This is a genomic window from Serratia liquefaciens (genome assembly GCF_027594825.1).
Taxonomy (GTDB): Bacteria; Pseudomonadota; Gammaproteobacteria; order Enterobacterales; family Enterobacteriaceae; genus Serratia; species Serratia liquefaciens_A.
Genome location: NZ_CP088930.1, coordinates 680,667 through 697,506, shown reverse-complemented (window position 1 = coordinate 697,506; position 16,840 = coordinate 680,667). Strand labels below are relative to the sequence as shown.

Annotated in this window: 17 protein-coding genes; 10 read left to right on the top strand and 7 right to left on the bottom strand. The window is 55.3% G+C overall.

The window, feature by feature from the left end:
- The first annotated feature begins 298 nt into the window (after positions 1-298).
- The 4 genes from rimJ (at position 299) to murJ (ending at position 4,108) form a co-directional block, all read left to right on the top strand.
- Positions 299-883, top strand: a complete 585-nt coding sequence (rimJ, locus tag LQ945_RS03135) for a ribosomal protein S5-alanine N-acetyltransferase (RefSeq protein ID WP_262240529.1) — start codon at positions 299-301, stop codon at positions 881-883.
- Between the two features lie 9 nt (positions 884-892).
- Positions 893-1,537 carry a YceH family protein gene (locus LQ945_RS03130; RefSeq protein ID WP_270102233.1) on the top strand — a complete coding sequence of 215 codons (645 nt, stop codon included), beginning with the start codon at positions 893-895 and terminating at the stop codon, positions 1,535-1,537.
- Positions 1,530-2,450 (top strand): Gfo/Idh/MocA family protein, encoded by a 921-nt coding sequence (locus LQ945_RS03125; protein ID WP_270102232.1) that lies wholly within the window; start codon positions 1,530-1,532, stop codon positions 2,448-2,450. Before LQ945_RS03130 ends, LQ945_RS03125 begins: the two co-directional genes overlap by 8 nt.
- Before the next feature lie 122 nt (positions 2,451-2,572).
- Positions 2,573-4,108, top strand: a complete 1,536-nt coding sequence (gene murJ, locus LQ945_RS03120; RefSeq protein WP_262240429.1) for a murein biosynthesis integral membrane protein MurJ — start codon at positions 2,573-2,575, stop codon at positions 4,106-4,108.
- Between the two features lie 71 nt (positions 4,109-4,179).
- Here the strand turns inward: murJ and argS are convergent, their stop codons facing one another.
- Positions 4,180-5,910 (bottom strand): arginine--tRNA ligase, encoded by a 1,731-nt coding sequence (gene argS / locus LQ945_RS03115; protein ID WP_270102231.1) that lies wholly within the window; start codon positions 5,908-5,910, stop codon positions 4,180-4,182.
- Between the two features lie 921 nt (positions 5,911-6,831).
- Between argS and LQ945_RS03110 the strand changes: the two genes are divergently transcribed.
- Positions 6,832-7,395 carry a VOC family protein gene (locus tag LQ945_RS03110; protein WP_269935098.1) on the top strand — a complete coding sequence of 188 codons (564 nt, stop codon included), beginning with the start codon at positions 6,832-6,834 and terminating at the stop codon, positions 7,393-7,395.
- Here LQ945_RS03110 and LQ945_RS03105 read toward each other — a convergent pair.
- Positions 7,392-8,543: a MalY/PatB family protein gene (locus LQ945_RS03105; RefSeq protein ID WP_269935099.1), complete on the bottom strand. Its 1,152-nt coding sequence runs from the start codon at positions 8,541-8,543 to the stop codon at positions 7,392-7,394. The genes LQ945_RS03110 and LQ945_RS03105 overlap by 4 nt on opposite strands.
- 100 nt (positions 8,544-8,643) lie before the next feature.
- Here LQ945_RS03105 and cutC point away from each other — a divergent pair, with 100 nt between their 5' ends.
- Together cutC and LQ945_RS03095 are read left to right on the top strand one after the other, a co-directional pair.
- Entirely contained in the window at positions 8,644-9,402 is a 759-nt protein-coding gene (gene cutC / locus LQ945_RS03100) for a copper homeostasis protein CutC (protein WP_270102230.1), read from the top strand.
- Between the two features lie 355 nt (positions 9,403-9,757).
- Complete coding sequence (locus tag LQ945_RS03095; RefSeq protein WP_269935100.1) at positions 9,758-10,255, top strand: hypothetical protein; 498 nt, start codon at positions 9,758-9,760, stop codon at positions 10,253-10,255.
- Positions 10,256-10,306: 51 nt separating this feature from the next.
- Here the strand turns inward: LQ945_RS03095 and cmoB are convergent, their stop codons facing one another.
- The 5 genes from cmoB to LQ945_RS03070 all read right to left on the bottom strand — a co-directional run bounded on the left by cmoB (position 10,307) and on the right by LQ945_RS03070 (position 14,092).
- Positions 10,307-11,278, bottom strand: coding sequence for a tRNA 5-methoxyuridine(34)/uridine 5-oxyacetic acid(34) synthase CmoB (gene cmoB / locus LQ945_RS03090; RefSeq protein ID WP_270102229.1), 972 nt, complete (start codon positions 11,276-11,278; stop codon positions 10,307-10,309).
- Positions 11,275-12,018, bottom strand: coding sequence for a carboxy-S-adenosyl-L-methionine synthase CmoA (gene cmoA / locus LQ945_RS03085; protein ID WP_044551846.1), 744 nt, complete (start codon positions 12,016-12,018; stop codon positions 11,275-11,277). Before cmoA ends, cmoB begins: the two co-directional genes overlap by 4 nt.
- 103 nt (positions 12,019-12,121) lie before the next feature.
- Positions 12,122-12,517, bottom strand: a complete 396-nt coding sequence (locus tag LQ945_RS03080; RefSeq protein ID WP_044551845.1) for an MAPEG family protein — start codon at positions 12,515-12,517, stop codon at positions 12,122-12,124.
- 102 nt (positions 12,518-12,619) lie between these two features.
- Positions 12,620-13,435 (bottom strand): DUF72 domain-containing protein, encoded by an 816-nt coding sequence (locus LQ945_RS03075; protein ID WP_182822019.1) that lies wholly within the window; start codon positions 13,433-13,435, stop codon positions 12,620-12,622.
- Positions 13,436-13,513: 78 nt separating this feature from the next.
- Complete coding sequence (locus LQ945_RS03070; protein WP_269935102.1) at positions 13,514-14,092, bottom strand: hydrolase; 579 nt, start codon at positions 14,090-14,092, stop codon at positions 13,514-13,516.
- Between the two features lie 202 nt (positions 14,093-14,294).
- Between LQ945_RS03070 and LQ945_RS03065 the strand changes: the two genes are divergently transcribed.
- The 3 genes from LQ945_RS03065 to nudB all read left to right on the top strand — a co-directional run bounded on the left by LQ945_RS03065 (position 14,295) and on the right by nudB (position 16,836).
- Entirely contained in the window at positions 14,295-14,525 is a 231-nt protein-coding gene (locus tag LQ945_RS03065) for a zinc ribbon domain-containing protein (protein WP_333482955.1), read from the top strand.
- Between the two features lie 74 nt (positions 14,526-14,599).
- Positions 14,600-16,390: an aspartate--tRNA ligase gene (gene aspS / locus LQ945_RS03060; RefSeq protein WP_269935103.1), complete on the top strand. Its 1,791-nt coding sequence runs from the start codon at positions 14,600-14,602 to the stop codon at positions 16,388-16,390.
- Positions 16,390-16,836: a dihydroneopterin triphosphate diphosphatase gene (nudB, locus tag LQ945_RS03055; protein ID WP_262240421.1), complete on the top strand. Its 447-nt coding sequence runs from the start codon at positions 16,390-16,392 to the stop codon at positions 16,834-16,836. Before aspS ends, nudB begins: the two co-directional genes overlap by 1 nt.
- Positions 16,837-16,840 lie beyond the last annotated feature (4 nt).

Sequence of the window (16,840 nt, the reverse complement as noted above, 5' to 3'; positions counted from 1 at the left end):
GTGTACCCAATCCCGTATTGCCGATAGGGGCAGGATAGATAATATTTTTTTATCGTCAATACGTTACCTGCACGGCAAAACGACACGAAAATAGTCGTAAAATGACTAATCGCTTATTTACTGAGCTGCCGGGATTTTACCTCTGGGGCAGGCTGCGGTTATATTAAATGAGGGTAAGTGCGGTTCTGCGCCGAGGGTTGAGAAATAATGACTCAGAATAGGTTCGTCGCCGGATTATTATCCACACGTGCGCCCAATAAATACTTCTTATCGAACCGTTCTGACCGCGGGGGAAATGATGTTTGGCTACCGCTCTGCATCACCAAAAGTACGCCTGACCACCGAACGGCTGGTTGTCCGTTTAGTTCATGAACGCGACGCCTACCGGCTGGCGGAATACTATGCCGATAACCGAAGCTTCCTTAAACCCTGGGAACCGGTACGGGATGAAAGCCACTGTTATCCTTCCGGCTGGCAGGCGCGGCTGGGAATGATCACCGAAATGCAAAAGCAGGGCAGCGCCTACTATTTTATCCTGCTCGATCCGGAAGAAAATGAGGTGCGCGGCGTGGCCAACTTCAGCAATGTGCTGCGTGGCTCATTCCATGCCTGTTTCCTTGGGTATTCGCTGGCCGAGAAATGGCAGGGTCAGGGGCTGATGTTTGAAGCGTTGCAGTCCGCCATCCGCTATATGCTGCGTCAGCAGCGTATGCACCGCATCATGGCTAACTATATGCCGCACAATCAGCGCAGCGGCGCGTTGTTGACCCGCCTGGGATTCGAACGTGAAGGCTATGCCAAGGACTATCTGCTGATCGACGGGCAGTGGCAGGATCACGTACTGACGGCTTTAACCAATAAAGAATGGCTACCGCCACGCTGAGGCAAAATAATGAAATACGAATTAAGCGCCAAAGAGGCCAGGGTGATTGGCTGCCTGCTGGAAAAGCAGGTGACCACCCCGGACCAGTACCCCCTTTCCCTCAATGCCATCGCCCTGGCCTGTAATCAGAAAACCAACCGCGAACCGGTGATGGAGCTAGCGGAAAACGAAGTTCAGCAGGTTCTCGATCTGCTGTTAAAGAAACACTTCCTGCGTACCTTGAGCGGTTTCGGCAATCGGGTGGTCAAATATGAACAGCGCTTTTGCAATTCAGAGTTTGGTCAGCTCAAGCTGAGCGCTGCTGAATTGGCGGTGATCGCCACTTTACTGCTGCGTGGCGCACAAACCCCTGGGGAATTGCGCACCCGAACCAACCGCATGCATGAATTTAATGATGTTACCGAAGTGGAGCAGGTGCTGGCGCAGCTGAGTGCGCGTGAGGATGGCCCCTTTGTGGTGCGGCTGGCGCGGGAGCCGGGCAAGCGTGAAAGTCGATTTATGCATTTGTTCAGCGGCCAGATTGACGAGGCTCCTGCGGAAGCATCGCCGGCCAATGACAGCGATTTGCACGAGCGCGTGAGTGCGCTGGAAAACGAAGTGGCGCAGCTTAAGCAGCAGGTGCAGGCGTTATTGGAGCGGGGATCGCATGAGTAAATTACGCGTTGGCGTGGTGGGGTTGGGCGGTATCGCGCAAAAGGCTTATCTGCCGATCCTCAGCCAGGCGGCAGACTGGACGTTAGTCGGCGGTTTCTCTCCGAATCAGCAAAAGGCACAGCCTATTTGCGACAGCTATCGCATGGCCTGTTTTTCAGGGCTCGACAGCCTGGCGCAGCAGTGTGACGCGGTGTTCGTTCACAGCAGCACCGCCAGCCATTTTCAGGTGATTGGCGAGCTGTTGCGATATGGCGTTCACGTTTATGTCGACAAACCGCTGGCGGAGACCGTGGAGCAGGGCGAACAGCTACTGGCCCTGGCTGAAAAACAGGGCAAGGCGCTGATGGTCGGGTATAACCGTCGCTTTGCACCGCTGTACCGTCAGTTGAAGCAGGACATGCAGCAACCGGCGTCGATTCGCATGGATAAGCACCGTGCCGACAGCGTCGGACCTAACGATGCGCGCTTTACCCTGTTGGACGATTATCTGCACGTGGTGGACACCGCTCTGTGGTTGGGTGGGAGTGCAGGGCAACGGCTCAGCGGCAGCCTGCGGATTAACGAGGCCGGTGAGTTGGTTTATGCCGAACATCATTTTGAATGCGGAGAAACGCTGGTGACCACCAGCATGCATCGTCGGGCAGGCAGCCAGCGTGAAAGCGTTCAGGCGGTGACGGACGGCGCGGTTTATCAGTTGAACGATATGCGTCAGTGGCTGCGGGAAGACTCGCAGGGCGTGCTGGAGCAACCGGCGCCAGGCTGGCAAACCACGCTGGCGCAGCGCGGTTTTGACGGCGCGATCCGCCATTTCCTGGCCTCCGTCAGTAACCAAACGCTGCCGGACACCGCCGGAGAGCAGGCAATCGTAGCCCAGCGGGTGATTGAATGCCTGTTGCGAGACGCCAATTTGTAACATAACTCCATGTAACATATGAGAGTAGCTATTCTGCGACTTAAGGGTAAACTTAGCCGATAGTTTTACTGACGCCTGCTGATGCAGGCGTCGACATTTACAGGGCACATCAGAAAAACCACATGAACCTACTAAAATCACTGGCAGCCGTCAGCTCTATGACGATGTTTTCACGGGTGTTGGGCTTTGCCCGTGACGCAATCGTGGCGCGGGTATTTGGTGCCGGTATGGCAACGGACGCCTTCTTCGTGGCGTTCAAACTGCCTAACCTGCTGCGGCGCATCTTTGCCGAAGGGGCCTTTTCGCAAGCCTTTGTCCCGATCCTGGCCGAATACAAAAGCCAGCAGGGAGAAGAGGCCACGCGCACCTTTATCGCTTACGTTTCCGGACTGCTGACGCTGGTGTTGGCCGTGGTGACGGTGTTGGGGATGCTGGCCGCCCCATGGGTGATTTACATTACCGCGCCGGGCTTTGTCGATTCACCGGACAAATTCGCGTTGACCTCGTCACTGCTGCGGGTGACCTTTCCGTATATTCTGCTGATCTCGCTGGCGTCATTGGTGGGGTCAATCCTCAATACCTGGAACCGTTTTTCGATCCCGGCGTTTGCGCCGACGTTGCTTAACGTCAGCATGATTGGTTTTGCGCTGTTTGCCGCACCTTACTTCAATCCGCCGGTGATGGCACTGGCCTGGGCAGTCGTCGTGGGTGGCGTGCTGCAGTTGGGTTATCAGCTCCCGCATCTGAAGAAGATCGGCATGCTGGTGCTGCCGCGTCTCAAGCTGGGCGACGCCGGCGTATGGCGAGTGATGCGTCAGATGGGGCCGGCGATTTTCGGCGTCTCGGTCAGCCAGATCTCACTGATCATCAATACCATTTTCGCTTCCTTCCTGGTCTCCGGTTCGGTGTCCTGGATGTATTATGCCGACCGCCTGATGGAGTTTCCCTCCGGCGTGCTGGGCGTGGCGCTGGGGACCATCCTGTTGCCATCGCTGGCGAAAAGTTTTTCCAGCGGTAACCACGATGAATATTCACGTTTGATGGACTGGGGTCTGCGCCTGTGTTTCCTGCTGGCGTTGCCGAGCGCCATCGCTCTGGGCATTTTGGCCAAACCGCTGACCGTCTCTTTGTTCCAATACGGCAAGTTCAGCGCTTTCGACGCTGCGATGACCCAGCGCGCGCTGGTGGCCTATTCGGTAGGGTTGATGGGGTTGATCGTCGTGAAGGTGTTGGCGCCAGGGTTCTATTCGCGTCAGGACATCAAAACACCGGTTAAGATTGCCATTATCACGCTGATTTTGACCCAGGTGATGAACCTGATGTTTATCGGCCCGTTAAAGCATGCCGGACTTTCGCTGTCGATTGGTCTGGGGGCCTGTCTTAACGCTTCGCTGTTGTATTGGCAGTTGCGCAAGCAGAAGATTTTCCACCCGCAGCCGGGTTGGGCGATGTTCCTGACCAAGCTGGTGATCGCGGTGATCGTGATGTCGGTGGTGCTGGTTGGCGTAATGTGGCTGATGCCGGCCTGGGATCAGGGCAATATGTTGGCACGTTTGCTGCGTTTGGCGCTGGTGGTGGTTACCGGTGTGGTGGCTTACTTTGGCGTATTGGCCGGGCTGGGCTTCCGTCCGCGCGACTTCGCCCGGCGAGTAGCCTAAACGGCTTTCTCCGCCGTCAGAGCATAAAAAAGGGTCGCCTCGGCGACCCTTTCTCGTTATCAGCCAGCGACTTACATACGTTCGACGGTTTCGATACCCAATGTATCCAGACCGATCTTCAGCGTTTTGGCGGTTAACAGTGCCAGTTTCAGGCGGCTCTGACGCGCCCCTTCGCTGTCTGCATTCAGGATCTGGCAGTGCTCGTAGAAGCCGGAGAACAGGCCCGCAAGATCGTACAGGTAGCTACACATCACGTGCGGAGTACCTTCGCGCGCCACGGTGGTGATCACTTCTTCAAACTGCAGCAGGCGGGTCGCCAGCGCAATTTCGCGCTCTTCGGTCATCACCAGCGGCAGGGTCAGATTGCTTTCGTCGACACCGGCACGTTTGAATACGGAGGCCACGCGGGTATAAGCATACTGCATATAAGGCGCGGTATTGCCTTCAAACGCCAGCATGTTGTCCCAGTCGAAGATATAGTCGGTGGTACGGCTTTTTGACAGGTCGGCGTATTTAACTGCCCCGATGCCCACGGCGTTAGCCAGGTTCTGCATCTCTTCTGCCGGCATGTCCGGGTTTTTCTCGGCGATCAGTTTGCCTGCACGATCAACCGCTTCATCCAGCAGATCGGACAATTTCACCGTGCCGCCTGAGCGGGTTTTGAACGGCTTGCCGTCTTTACCCAGCATCATGCCGAACATGTGGTGCTCCAGCGAGAGGCTGTCCGGGATATAACCGGCTTTACGCACGATGGTCCAGGCCTGCATTAAATGCTGATGCTGACGGGAGTCGATGTAATAAAGCACGCGATCGGCACCCAGCGTTTCATAACGGTATTTTGCGCAGGCGATGTCGGTGGTGGTGTACAGGTAGCCGCCATCCTTTTTCTGGATGATGACGCCCATAGGGTCGCCGTCTTTATTCTTGTATTCGTCGAGGAACACCACGGTGGCGCCTTCGCTTTCCACCGCCAGCCCCTTGGCCTTGAGATCGGCCACGATACCCGGCAGCATCGCGTTGTACAGGCTTTCACCCATTACGTCGTCTTCGGTCAGGGTGACGTTCAGACGGTTATAGGTCAGCTGGTTTTGTGCCATGGTGATGTCGACCAGCTTGCGCCACATCTTCAGGCAGTATTGATCGCCGCCTTGCAGTTTTACCACGTAGGCACGGGCGCGTTCGGCGAACTCGGCGTCTTCATCATAGTGTTTCTTTGCTTCACGATAGAACTGTTCCAGATCGGACAGGCCCATATCGCTGGCGTTTTCGTTCTGCATTTTTTCCAGATAGGCAATCAGCATGCCGAACTGGGTGCCCCAGTCACCCACGTGGTTGGCGCGGATCACTTTATGCCCCAGGAACTCCTGAGTACGTGCCGCAGCGTCACCGATAATGGTGGAGCGCAGGTGGCCGACGTGCATTTCTTTCGCCACGTTGGGCGCAGAGTAGTCAATGACGATGGTTTGCGGTTTGACGGGCGCAATGCCCAGTTTTGGCGCGCCAAGCACCCAATCAGTTTGCTGCGCGACCCAGTCGCTGTTCAGGAAGATATTGATAAAGCCGGGACCGGCAATTTCCACTTTGCTGGCGACGTCGCCGAGATCAAGCAGTTGCACCACTTTTTCTGCCAACTGGCGTGGCGGCATGCCGAGTTTCTTGGCAACGGACATCACGCCATTGGCCTGATAGTCACCAAACTGCGCTTTTGCGGACTGACGGACCTGCGCTTCGCAATCGGCTGGCGCGCCTGCGGCAATCAGCGCCTGGCTGACTTTATCTGAAAGAAGAACCTGAATATTCACCGGGTTACCTTAATGACGAACGAGGGGCCGTATGCCATGCCCCTGCGGGATTCAAAGGTGGTTTTACTGGCCTTGCGTCAACACGCCGACCCACCACAAAACAGCCTGTAATTGTAACCGATCTGATGGGGTACGTCAGCAGTTGGCTCGGGGGAAGGTGAAAGTCGGCGTGATAAAGCATTGCGTTGTGTCTGGCCCACCAAGGGGCGAAGAGGATGGGTCACGAAGCGGATAATTCAGACGAGCAAAAATAATAGGCTGATGGAAAAATCAAATAGCAAACTTAGTGTTTTTTGTTTCTGCGACCAGCGTCCAGCGTATTATTACGGCGCGATTTGAAGTGACGGTATATCGCATAGGCGGCAATAATCACTAATAACAGGGATATTATTAAAAGGAACATAATGGATAGTCTCTGGGTCAATTTTCACTAAAGTAGCCCAATTGATATTTTCACGCAATTACCCACGGGGTGTTTAGGAGGATTCTCATGTCGGGTGTAAAATAAATCCATTTAAAACATATTGTTAATTTGTCTATTTTTAGTTGTCTTGTTTTTTTCATGTCTTTTTACTACGCTGGCGTTAACTATTTTTTAAGCATTTATGAACGACGGATTAGGTGAATTATCAGGCTTAATAAGTTAGTAATATTCTCAATCCACCAGTCATAAGAAAAAGCTATAAACTTATGCGTTAACTTTCATCTGAAATTGGATTCGGGTAGGTGTCAATTGGTGCGGTAATAGCGTCTTCGTTAATATTCATTTTGTACTTTTGGCGGGCTTAACGGGAGGGGATTTTACCCTTTTGCACTTTGCGGTTAAAAATTTCAGTTTCCCGGGCCGGTCGGGTGGATAGCAACGTCTCAGGCGTGTAAATTACTTCCCCTGAAAACCGCTTTTGTTGTTTCGAGGACCCTATGACTAGCTTCCCGGCCATTGCCGAACTTCACGATTTAGCGCTGGATCTGCCGCGTTTTGAACAGGCGCTGAGCCAGTTTGCCGAAAAACTGCATCTGGATCTGTCCCAGTTCACGGCAGACCATGTTTCGCTGCGTTGCCATCAAAACACTACCGCTGAACGCTGGCGACTGGGGTTACAGCAGTGTGGTTCATTGCTGTCGGAGGCGATGATCAATGGCCGTCCGATTTGCCTGTTTGATCTCCAGCAACCGCTCAAGGTGGGACCTTGGCTGATCGACTGCGTGGAGCTGCCTTATCCCGGTGACAAGCGCTACCCGCACGAAGGTTGGGAACACGTAGAGTTGGTGCTTAGCGGCGAACCGGCCACGCTTTATGCGCGTGCGTTGGCCCACTTGCCGGATGAAGCGCTGCTGGCGCCGGGCATCAAACTGAAACAAAGTTCACCAAAAGGGGAAGGCGAACGTTTACCGAACCCAACGCTGGCGATCACCGACGGCACCGTGACGATCAAATTCCATCCTTATTCCATCAGAGATGTTGTCGCCAGCGAACAGGGTTAATTGGGCTGCAGCGAGCGGGTGGCCAGCTGCATGCGGTCTAGCGCCTGGCTGAGCAGTTCGCGCCGACAACCAAAATTCAACCGGACAAAGCGCCGGTTGCCAAAATCCAGACCTGGGCTTAATCCTACGCCGGCCTGTTCAAAGAAGGCGTGCGGGTTATCGACCGGCAGCTGGCTGCAATCAATCCAGGCCAGATAGGTGGCTTCGACAGGCTGCAACGCCAGGCCGGGCATGGCATTAATACGTTCGGTCACCCAATCACGGTTGGCACGCAGATAGATCAACAACGCGTCCAGCCACTCTTGCCCATGTTGGTAAGCGGCCTGTGCGGCAACCAATGCGAGCACGTCCACCTCCGGCACAATGCCGCTGCGCGCCCGGATCAGCTTCTTGCGCAGCTCCGGGTTGGGAATAATCGCCATTGAGGCACCGAGACCGGCGATATTGAAGGTTTTCGACGGCGACATCAGCGTGACGCTGCGCTGGGCGGCATCCTCATTCAACGTGGCGAAGGGGATGTGTTCACAACCCGCTTCAAGCAGCAGATCGCAATGAATTTCATCCGAACAAACAACCAGATTATGGTTTTTGGCAAACTGATGCTGTTGCAACAGTTCCTGCCTGCGGTAGACGGTGCCGCCCGGGTTTTGCGGGTTGCACAACATCAATAATCTCTCTGTACCGCTGAGTTGCGCTTCGACAGCGCTGAAATCCAATAGCCAGCGCCGGTCCTGCAGCGTCAACGGCACCGGCAGCTGCGTGCGGCCGGCAAATTTCGCTGCTTTGCGAAACGGTGGATAGATAAGTGAGGGAGCCAGCGTGCCTTCTCCCTCGGCGGTAAAAGCCCGCACGCATAAATTCAGGCCGCAAACCAGGCCAGGAAGGAAAACCAACCATTCGGGATTGATACGCCAGCCGTAGCGCTCTAGCATACGGTGGGTAAAAACCTCAATCAGCTCAGGGGAGGGATGACCGTAGCCGAACACGGCATGCGCAACGCGCTGCTGTAAGGCATCGATAATCGCCGGCGGTGACGGGAAGTCGGTATCGGCGACCCAGAGTGGAATAATGTCGCGTCCACGATATTTATCCCACTTAACGCTGTCACTGTGACTGCGGTCTACCCACAGATCAAAATTGAATGCCATAGTTATTACCCTGAGCTGGCTTATGGTTACTATGAGCCTACGTGAGAAATTGAAAAATTAACAATGGCCGTCGCAAGTTAGCCGTTATCTGGGGGGGACAATGATTAAACTGGAAGTTTGCTGCTATAGCGTCGATTGTGCGCTGACGGCCGAGCGGGCAGGAGCCGATCGCATAGAACTGTGCGCCAGCCAAAGTGAGGGAGGTTTGACACCGAGCTACGGTTCTTTACGCCTGGCGCGCGACAGAGTCAGCGTGCCGGTGCATCCTATTGTTCGTCCGCGCGGCGGGGATTTTTGCTACGGCGCGGTGGATTTTGACGTGATTAAGCATGACATCGCCCAGATCCGCGATATGGGCTTTGCCGGTGTGGTGGTGGGCATGCTGGATGAAGAAGGGCATATCGATCTGCCGCGCATGCAAGAAGTGATGCGTTTGAGCGGTAATATGGCGGTGACGTTCCACCGCGCTTTCGACATGTGCCAAAATCCGCTGGTGGCGCTCGATCAACTGACCCAGTTGGGCGTGGCGAGAATACTCACCTCGGGCCAGCAGCAAAATGCGGAATTGGGGTTGCCCTTGCTACGCGACCTGATGCAGGCCAGCCAGGGGCCGGTCATTATGGCCGGTGCCGGCGTGCGGCTCAGCAACCTGCACAAGTTCGTCGATATCGGTATTCAGGAGCTACACAGCTCCTCCGGTCATGCGGTGCCTTCGACCATGCGCTATCGCAAAGCCGGTGTCACCATGTGTTCAGACAGTGAGTTTGACGAGTTCAGCCACTATTGCGTAGACGGCGACATGGTAGAGGCGATGAAAAACTCGCTGGCCCTGGTTGATCCTCTGGCGCAAAGCGCCTAAAGCGCATTGCTAACCCTCAAGCCCCGGTTTTCCAGCCGGGGCTTTTTTATTTCCAGAACCCCCACGGCCTTGTCCTGCCAGCGCTGGCACTGATGGCGTCCAATGACAGCACCATGGCAAGTGCAATAACCTCTGTCGTCAGCCAGCTAGCATGGCTGGATAAAATACAGGGATTTGTACGGTTATGGAGGAGTCATGAAGTGTTATTTGATTTTGTTGTTGATGGCCTGTCTTGCATTATCCGGCTGCGTCGCAGCTTATTACCGCTAAGGAGAGTGGCATGCGTTATCTGATGATTTTATCGCTGATTTGTTGTTTAAGCGCCTGTGCCTCTTTGTATTACAGGTGAATGACGATGAGAAGACTAACCGCTATTGCATTGCTGATGCTGACAGGCTGCGTGTCGGTGTATGGGCCGACAAAAACCGGCAATCAACCCGCCGAGGGCACGACAGGTGATGTATCCGTCCCCTCCGCAGCCGATGACGGCAGCCTGATCGGCAACAGAAAGCCGGATGAGCTGTTCACACGCACCCTGGCAATTTTAAGCGCGAAAGGGATAACTCCGACGTTGACCGACAGTCGCCTTGGCGTTATCGGGGCTGCCGGGAGCGAGGCCGAACTGGCGGGGCTTTATCTGGATTGTACCGACCAGGCGACCCCGTCGAATCTGACGGAGGAATACCGAATTCTGGTGCAGATTTACAGCGCCGGGGAGGGAAGTCACGTTAAGGTGCAGGTCAACGGCATTGCCGGGCTGACGACCGCGGATGGCAATGACAAAGTGAAACCTTTTGAATGCAAATCCAGCGGCATGCTGGAAAAGGACCTGCTGGAGGCCTGGCGAAAATAACGGATGTAACGTCATCACCACGATGGGGGCGAGGTGATGACGTTTTTCGCTTTAGGGCTTCTTGGCTACCAGTACGGCGCGCAAGGGCGCGGGGTAGCCTTCGACGGTTTTGCTCGAGTCTTGCGGATCGAGGAATTCGGCCAGTGATTCACTGGTCATCCAATCGGTGCGGCGTTGCTCTTCGGTACTGGTGACGCACATGTCGGCGATTTTAACGTCGACGAAGCCACACTTCTCCAACCAGCATTTCAATGCTTCGGCTGACGGAATAAAGTAAACGTTACGCATTTGCGCGTAACGATCGCCCGGCACCAGAACCTGATGGCGATCGCCTTCCACCACCAACGTTTCCAATACCAGCTCACCTTCGGAAACCAACTGGTTTTTCAACTGATACAAATGGTCCAACGGCGAACGGCGGTGGTACAGCACGCCCATCGAAAACACCGTATCGAACGCCGCCAGTTCAGGCAGTTGCTCAATGCCTAGCGGCAACAGGTGGGCGCGCTGATCGCCACCCAGCAGCTTGCGCACCGCTTCGAACTGGCACAGGAAAAGCTGCATCGGATCTATGCCTACCGCCAGATGCGCACCGGCGCCGACCATTCGCCACAGGTGATAACCGCTGCCGCAGCCGACGTCCAGAATGGTGCGGCCAGCCAGCGGTGAAATGTGCGGCAATACGCGATCCCATTTCCAGTCGGAATGCCATTCGGTATCGATATCAATACCGTACAGCGAGAACGGACCTTTGCGCCACGGCATCATGGTGCGCAGCATCTTTTCGATGCCTTCCAACTGGCCAGGCGACAGGCGGGGTTCCATCTCGGCGCGTACGCCGTGCAGCAAATCAAGGTGGGTCGGCGTCAGTTCCGGCAGATGTTCAACCGAGTTAAACCACTGCTTGAACTTGCCGTGCAGCGATTCGCGTTGCCAGGCGCTGAGCTGTGCCGGCAGGGTATCCAGCCAGTGGCTGAGGTTGCTTTTCGCGATGCGTTGATAAAAATCACCAAACTCAATCATGCTGCGGCTCCCGCTTTCAACGCGATCAGTGAACCGAAGTTAAAACACTGGAACCAGACTTCCGCATGCTCAAAACCGGCCTGTTTCAGGCGCGCCTTGTGGGCGTCCACGGAGTCGGTCAGCATGACGTTTTCCAGCATGCTGCGTTTTTGGCTGATTTCCAGCTCGCTGTACCCGTTGGCACGTTTGAAATCGTGATGCATGTTGAACAACAGCTCACCGACATCGCCATCTTCAAAGCTGAACTTTTCCGACAACACCAGCGCGCCGCCAGGGCGCAGGCCGCGGTAAACCTGTTCCAGCAGACGCAGGCGGTCGGCGGGTTCCAGGAATTGAAGGGTAAAGTTCAGGACCACCATCGAGGCGTTTTCGATGTTGATATCAAGGATATCGGCTTCAATAACTTCTACCGGGGTGTCGGCGCGGAAGGCATCAATATGACGGCGGCAGCGTTCTACCATGGCCGGAGAGTTGTCGACGGCGATGATGTTGCAACCCGCCACCTTGATATTCCGCCGCATCGACAGCGTGGCTGCGCCCAGTGAACATCCCAGATCGTAAACCTGGCTGTCGGGCTGCACGAAACGCTCGGCCAGCATGCCAATCATGGAAATGATATTGGAATAGCCGGGAACGGAGCGCTGGATCATGTCCGGGAACACTTCAGCGACGCGTTCGTCGAAGGTCCAGTCGCCCAATTTGGCGATCGGGGCAGAAAAAAGAGTATCGCGGTTTGGCATAGCGGAAAATCAGTTCAGAATTCGAAGGGGCATATTCTAACAGATAATGGCGAGAAAGCGCAGCGGAAGCAGGCGGCGTAGCCGCCTGAGGACGAACTGGGGATTAATGCAGGCTGAAAATAAGATCCCAGGGAAGATAGAAAATATTGGCCAGCACCATTAACACTAACGAAATGTAGGTGGCCGCCATGCCCGAACGACGCCAGCGCACCTCGCGGTTACGCAGACCGTAGTAATGCACCAAACGGCCGGCCATCAGCATCAGACCACAAATATGGATCATCCATATTTCAGCGCCGTTCATCTCCATGATCACCAACAGCACTGTGGCGATAGGAATGTATTCTACGGCATTGCCGTGAACGCGGATTGCAGTTTGCAGCTCATAGAAACCGCCGTCCCCGTAGGCGACACGGTATTGCATCCTTAACCTAACCACGTCATAAGAGAGTTTGATCAACAACAATGCGCCGAGCACTACATAAAGCGCGCTTACCATTTTTAACTCCATTCCCTAACCAAAACTGGCAGCCAGCATCATAGCCGCCATTGCAATCACTGTCGCGAGGAAAAATCTGATGTAATTGGTCAGATTAATCGGTCAAAACAGCGCATCCTGCTCAGGCCAGTCCGGGGGCAGGGGTAAATTCGGAATAGCCTGATGCAGTTGCTGCCAGATTTTCTGTGCCTGCTGGGGCGAGTCGCCGTTATCCGGCGTATGTATAAACAGATAAGGGCAGTGTTTTTGCTGCCAAAGGGGCAGTTTCTGCTGCCAGGCGTCGAACCAGCGCAGGTTATCTTGCAGCACATCGCCGCCGATGAAACGCACCAGCGGGTTGTTGGCGGTGACCAGAGCATGCACCGGCAGCTTGGGTTTTTTCTGCTGGGCATCGCGCACGGCGGCGCTGTTGGGAAGGGCGTGATGCACCGGCCGGCTGTCGAGGATAACCCGGTTGATACCCCGTTGATGTAACCCCTGATTCAGCAGCCGCTCTTCTTCACCCTTATCGAAAAACGCCGGATGTCGCACCTCTACGCCGTAGGTGAATTCTTTCGGCAAAGCGTCGAAAAACTGCCACATCGCCGGTAATTCCGCCGGGCCGAACGCCGCCGGTAATTGCAGCCACAGCTGGCCTATGCGCTGATGCACCGGGCCCAGGCAGTGGTAAAATGCCTGCAGGTCGGCGGCGCAGTTACGCAGCGCGGCCTGATGGCTGATGGTGGCGGGGAACTTGAAACAGAAGCGAAAATCATCGGTGGTCATATCGCGCCAGCGCTGGACTATTTCCAGTTTGGGCAACGCGTAGAAGGTGGTATTGCCTTCCACGCAGTTAAAATAGCGGCTGTAATCCGCCAGATCGCGCAGGCCGATACGATTCCAGGCCGGGTGTTGCCACTGTGGGAGTCCGATATACATCAAGCTTGCATCTTCCTTAATTAATTTTCCCTGCCAGTCAAAGGTGGGCGCAGCATACGGCGCCCCTACAAGTTAGCGTTACTGGTCGAGTGCGGCAACAATTTCGCAGGTGCTGCGAACACGCGCCAGCCGCGGGAAGATATTGTCGAAAGCAAACTGGTGCATTTCCGCATTTTGCGCACTGCACAAATCTTCGGCTATCACTAATTCGTAGCCGTGTTCCCAGGCGGCGCGAGCCGTGGATTCCACGCCAATATTGGTGGAGATACCGCCCAACACCACCGATTTAATGCCGCGGCGACGCAGTTGCAAGTCAAGATCGGTGCCGTAAAATGCACCCCATTGGCGTTTGGTCACCAGAATGTCGTGGTCGCTCACCGCCAGGGATTCCGGGAATTCCCACCAGTTGGCAGGCAATACGCCGGCAGGGGCGGGTGACGGCTTATCCACCGGCTGTTTCAGCGCTTCGGCGAAGGAGTCGGACCAGCCGACGCGTACCAGGATCACCGGTGCTCCCAGCGAACGGAAATGTGCCGCCAATTGCGCGCCATTGGCCACCACGCTTGCGGCGCTGTGTGGGCCACCGGCGAAGGGCAGGATGCCGTTTTGCAAATCGATTAACACCAGGGCGGTGGTTTGAGCATCAAGTTTCAACATGGAAGTATCTCGTGACAAGGTGGATGAAATACGCGCAGCTTAGATAGCGCGCTAAACAAGCATCGATTCAGGCTACGTGAAAAAAGCATCACCGGTTAATGGGAAATTTGTTAATCAATGTGTTACTTCGGTGAAAAACACGCCATTTAGTGCTGCAACAAAGCTGTGTTCGCACTTATCTGGCGCATGAATTTCCTTTATAATGATCGCCTTTTTTCAACTCACTTTACTCCAACGACCTATGCCGATTTATGAATATGCATGTGGTGCTTGCAGCCACCGGTTAGAGAAGTTGCAAAAATTTTCCGATGCGCCGCTGACGGATTGTCCGGCGTGTAGGCAGCCCGCGTTAACCAAGCTGATTTCTTCCACCGGTTTCCAGTTAAAGGGTACCGGTTGGTATGCAACCGACTTCAAACCGGGTAATAAGTAGAGTTCATCAGAAAACAGCCGCGTGGCAGGCGCCAAAAGCCCGCGCGGCATCGGCTTAAGCCAAAAGGATAGCGTATGCGTACTGAATATTGCGGGCAGTTGAATCTGTCCCACGTGGGCCAGGAAGTCACTCTGTGTGGTTGGGTCAACCGTCGTCGCGATCTGGGCGGCCTGATCTTTATTGATATGCGCGACCGCGAAGGCATCGTGCAGGTGTTCTTCGATCCGGACCAGAAGGCCGCGTTCGACAAGGCGTACGACCTGCGCAATGAATTCTGCATCCAGATCGTCGGCACCGTGCGTGCCCGTCCGGACAGCCAGATCAATAAAGATATGGCCACCGGCGAAGTGGAAGTGTTCGCCCATGCTCTGGAGATCATCAACCGCTCCGAGCCACTGCCGCTGGACTCCAACCAGGTCAACACCGAAGAAGCGCGCCTGAAATACCGCTACCTGGATCTGCGTCGCCCGGAAATGGCCGACCGCCTGAAAACCCGCGCCAAAATCACCAGCTTTGTTCGCCGCTTTATGGACAGCCACGGCTTCCTCGACATCGAAACCCCGATGCTGACCAAAGCCACGCCGGAAGGTGCCCGTGACTATCTGGTCCCGAGCCGCGTACATAAAGGCAAATTCTATGCCTTGCCGCAGTCGCCTCAGCTGTTCAAACAGCTGTTGATGATGTCCGGTTTTGATCGCTACTACCAAATCGTCAAATGCTTCCGCGACGAAGACCTGCGTGCCGACCGTCAGCCTGAATTTACCCAGATCGACGTGGAAACTTCCTTCATGACCGCCGATCAGGTGCGTGAAGTGATGGAGAAACTGGCGCGTGAGCTGTGGCTGGACGTGAAGGGCGTAGACCTGGGCGACTTCCCGGTGATGACCTTCGAAGAAGCCATGCGTCGCTATGGCTCGGACAAGCCGGATCTGCGTAACCCGTTGGAGCTGGTGGACGTTGCCGATCTGGTGAAGGACGTGGAATTCAAGGTGTTCTCCGGCCCGGCTAACGATGCCAAAGGCCGCGTTGCCGCGATCTGTGTCCCAGGCGGCGCGCAGCTGACCCGTAAGCTGATCGACGAGTACGGCGCTTTCGTTAACATCTACGGTGCCAAAGGCCTGGCCTGGCTGAAGGTCAATGACCGCGCCGCCGGCATGGAAGGCGTGCAAAGCCCGATTGCTAAATTCCTCAGCGCAGAAGTGCTGGAAGCGATTCTGGCGCGTACCAACGCGCAGAGCGGCGACATTCTGTTCTTCGGCGCCGACAGCTTCAAGATTGTGACCGATGCATTGGGCGCGCTGCGTCTGAAGCTGGGCCGCGATCTGGAACTGACCAAGCTGGACAGCTGGGCACCGCTGTGGGTCGTGGACTTCCCGATGTTCGAAGAAGACGGCGAAGGCGGTTTGTCAGCGATGCACCATCCGTTCACCGCGCCGCGCGACATGAGCCCGGAAGAGCTGGCCAGCACGCCAATTAACGCTATCGCCAATGCCTACGACATGGTGATTAACGGCTACGAAGTGGGTGGCGGTTCCGTGCGTATTCACCGTAGCGAAATGCAGCAGACGGTGTTCGGCATTCTGGGGATTAATGAACACGAACAGCGCGAGAAGTTTGGCTTCCTGCTGGACGCGTTGAAGTACGGCACACCGCCGCACGCCGGTTTGGCGTTTGGCCTGGATCGTCTGGTGATGCTGCTGACCGGCACCGACAACATTCGTGACGTTATCGCCTTCCCGAAAACCACCGCCGCGGCCTGCTTGATGACCGAAGCGCCAAGCTTCGCGAACCCTGCGTCGTTGCAGGAGCTGGCAATCAGCGTGGTAAAGAAAGCGACTGACGATTCAAATGTAGAGAACCAGTAATGAACTACAAGCGTCCCGAGTCTATTCTGGTAGTGATTTATGCCAAATCCAGTGGTCGGGTGCTGATGTTACAGCGGCGCGATGATACCGAATTCTGGCAGTCGGTGACCGGCAGCCTGGAGGAAGATGAGTCGCCGCCGCATGCCGCGCGGCGTGAGGTCATGGAAGAAGTCGGCATCGATATCGAAGCAGAGAAACTGCCGTTGTTCGATTGCCAGCGCTGTGTGGAGTTTGAACTCTTTGTCCATTTGCGACATCGCTATGCCCCGGGAACCACGCGCAATAAAGAGCACTGGTTCTGTCTGGCTTTGCCTGAAGAGCGCGATCCGGTAATCACCGAGCATCACGCCTACCAGTGGCTTGAGGCGGCGCAAGCCGTGAAGTTGACCAAGTCCTGGAGCAATCAGCAGGCGATTGAAGAGTTTGTGATTAATTCAGTCCAGTAATTTT

Excerpts from the sequence above, each read along its gene's own strand:
- LQ945_RS03065 (WP_333482955.1), top strand. The coding sequence starts at position 14,295 with ATGATCGCCTTTTTTCAACTCACTTTACTCCAACGACCTATGCCGATT.
- LQ945_RS03130 (WP_270102233.1), top strand. The coding sequence starts at position 893 with ATGAAATACGAATTAAGCGCCAAAGAGGCCAGGGTGATTGGCTGCCTG.
- nudB (WP_262240421.1), top strand. The coding sequence starts at position 16,390 with ATGAACTACAAGCGTCCCGAGTCTATTCTGGTAGTGATTTATGCCAAA.
- rimJ (WP_262240529.1), top strand. The coding sequence starts at position 299 with ATGTTTGGCTACCGCTCTGCATCACCAAAAGTACGCCTGACCACCGAA.
- cmoA (WP_044551846.1), bottom strand. The coding sequence starts at position 12,018 with ATGCCAAACCGCGATACTCTTTTTTCTGCCCCGATCGCCAAATTGGGC.
- cmoB (WP_270102229.1), bottom strand. The coding sequence starts at position 11,278 with ATGATTGAGTTTGGTGATTTTTATCAACGCATCGCGAAAAGCAACCTC.
- LQ945_RS03075 (WP_182822019.1), bottom strand. The coding sequence starts at position 13,435 with ATGTATATCGGACTCCCACAGTGGCAACACCCGGCCTGGAATCGTATC.
- LQ945_RS03070 (WP_269935102.1), bottom strand. The coding sequence starts at position 14,092 with ATGTTGAAACTTGATGCTCAAACCACCGCCCTGGTGTTAATCGATTTG.
- cutC (WP_270102230.1), top strand. The coding sequence starts at position 8,644 with ATGATTAAACTGGAAGTTTGCTGCTATAGCGTCGATTGTGCGCTGACG.
- LQ945_RS03110 (WP_269935098.1), top strand. The coding sequence starts at position 6,832 with ATGACTAGCTTCCCGGCCATTGCCGAACTTCACGATTTAGCGCTGGAT.
- LQ945_RS03105 (WP_269935099.1), bottom strand. The coding sequence starts at position 8,543 with ATGGCATTCAATTTTGATCTGTGGGTAGACCGCAGTCACAGTGACAGC.
- LQ945_RS03095 (WP_269935100.1), top strand. The coding sequence starts at position 9,758 with ATGAGAAGACTAACCGCTATTGCATTGCTGATGCTGACAGGCTGCGTG.
- LQ945_RS03125 (WP_270102232.1), top strand. The coding sequence starts at position 1,530 with ATGAGTAAATTACGCGTTGGCGTGGTGGGGTTGGGCGGTATCGCGCAA.
- LQ945_RS03080 (WP_044551845.1), bottom strand. The coding sequence starts at position 12,517 with ATGGTAAGCGCGCTTTATGTAGTGCTCGGCGCATTGTTGTTGATCAAA.
- murJ (WP_262240429.1), top strand. The coding sequence starts at position 2,573 with ATGAACCTACTAAAATCACTGGCAGCCGTCAGCTCTATGACGATGTTT.
- aspS (WP_269935103.1), top strand. The coding sequence starts at position 14,600 with ATGCGTACTGAATATTGCGGGCAGTTGAATCTGTCCCACGTGGGCCAG.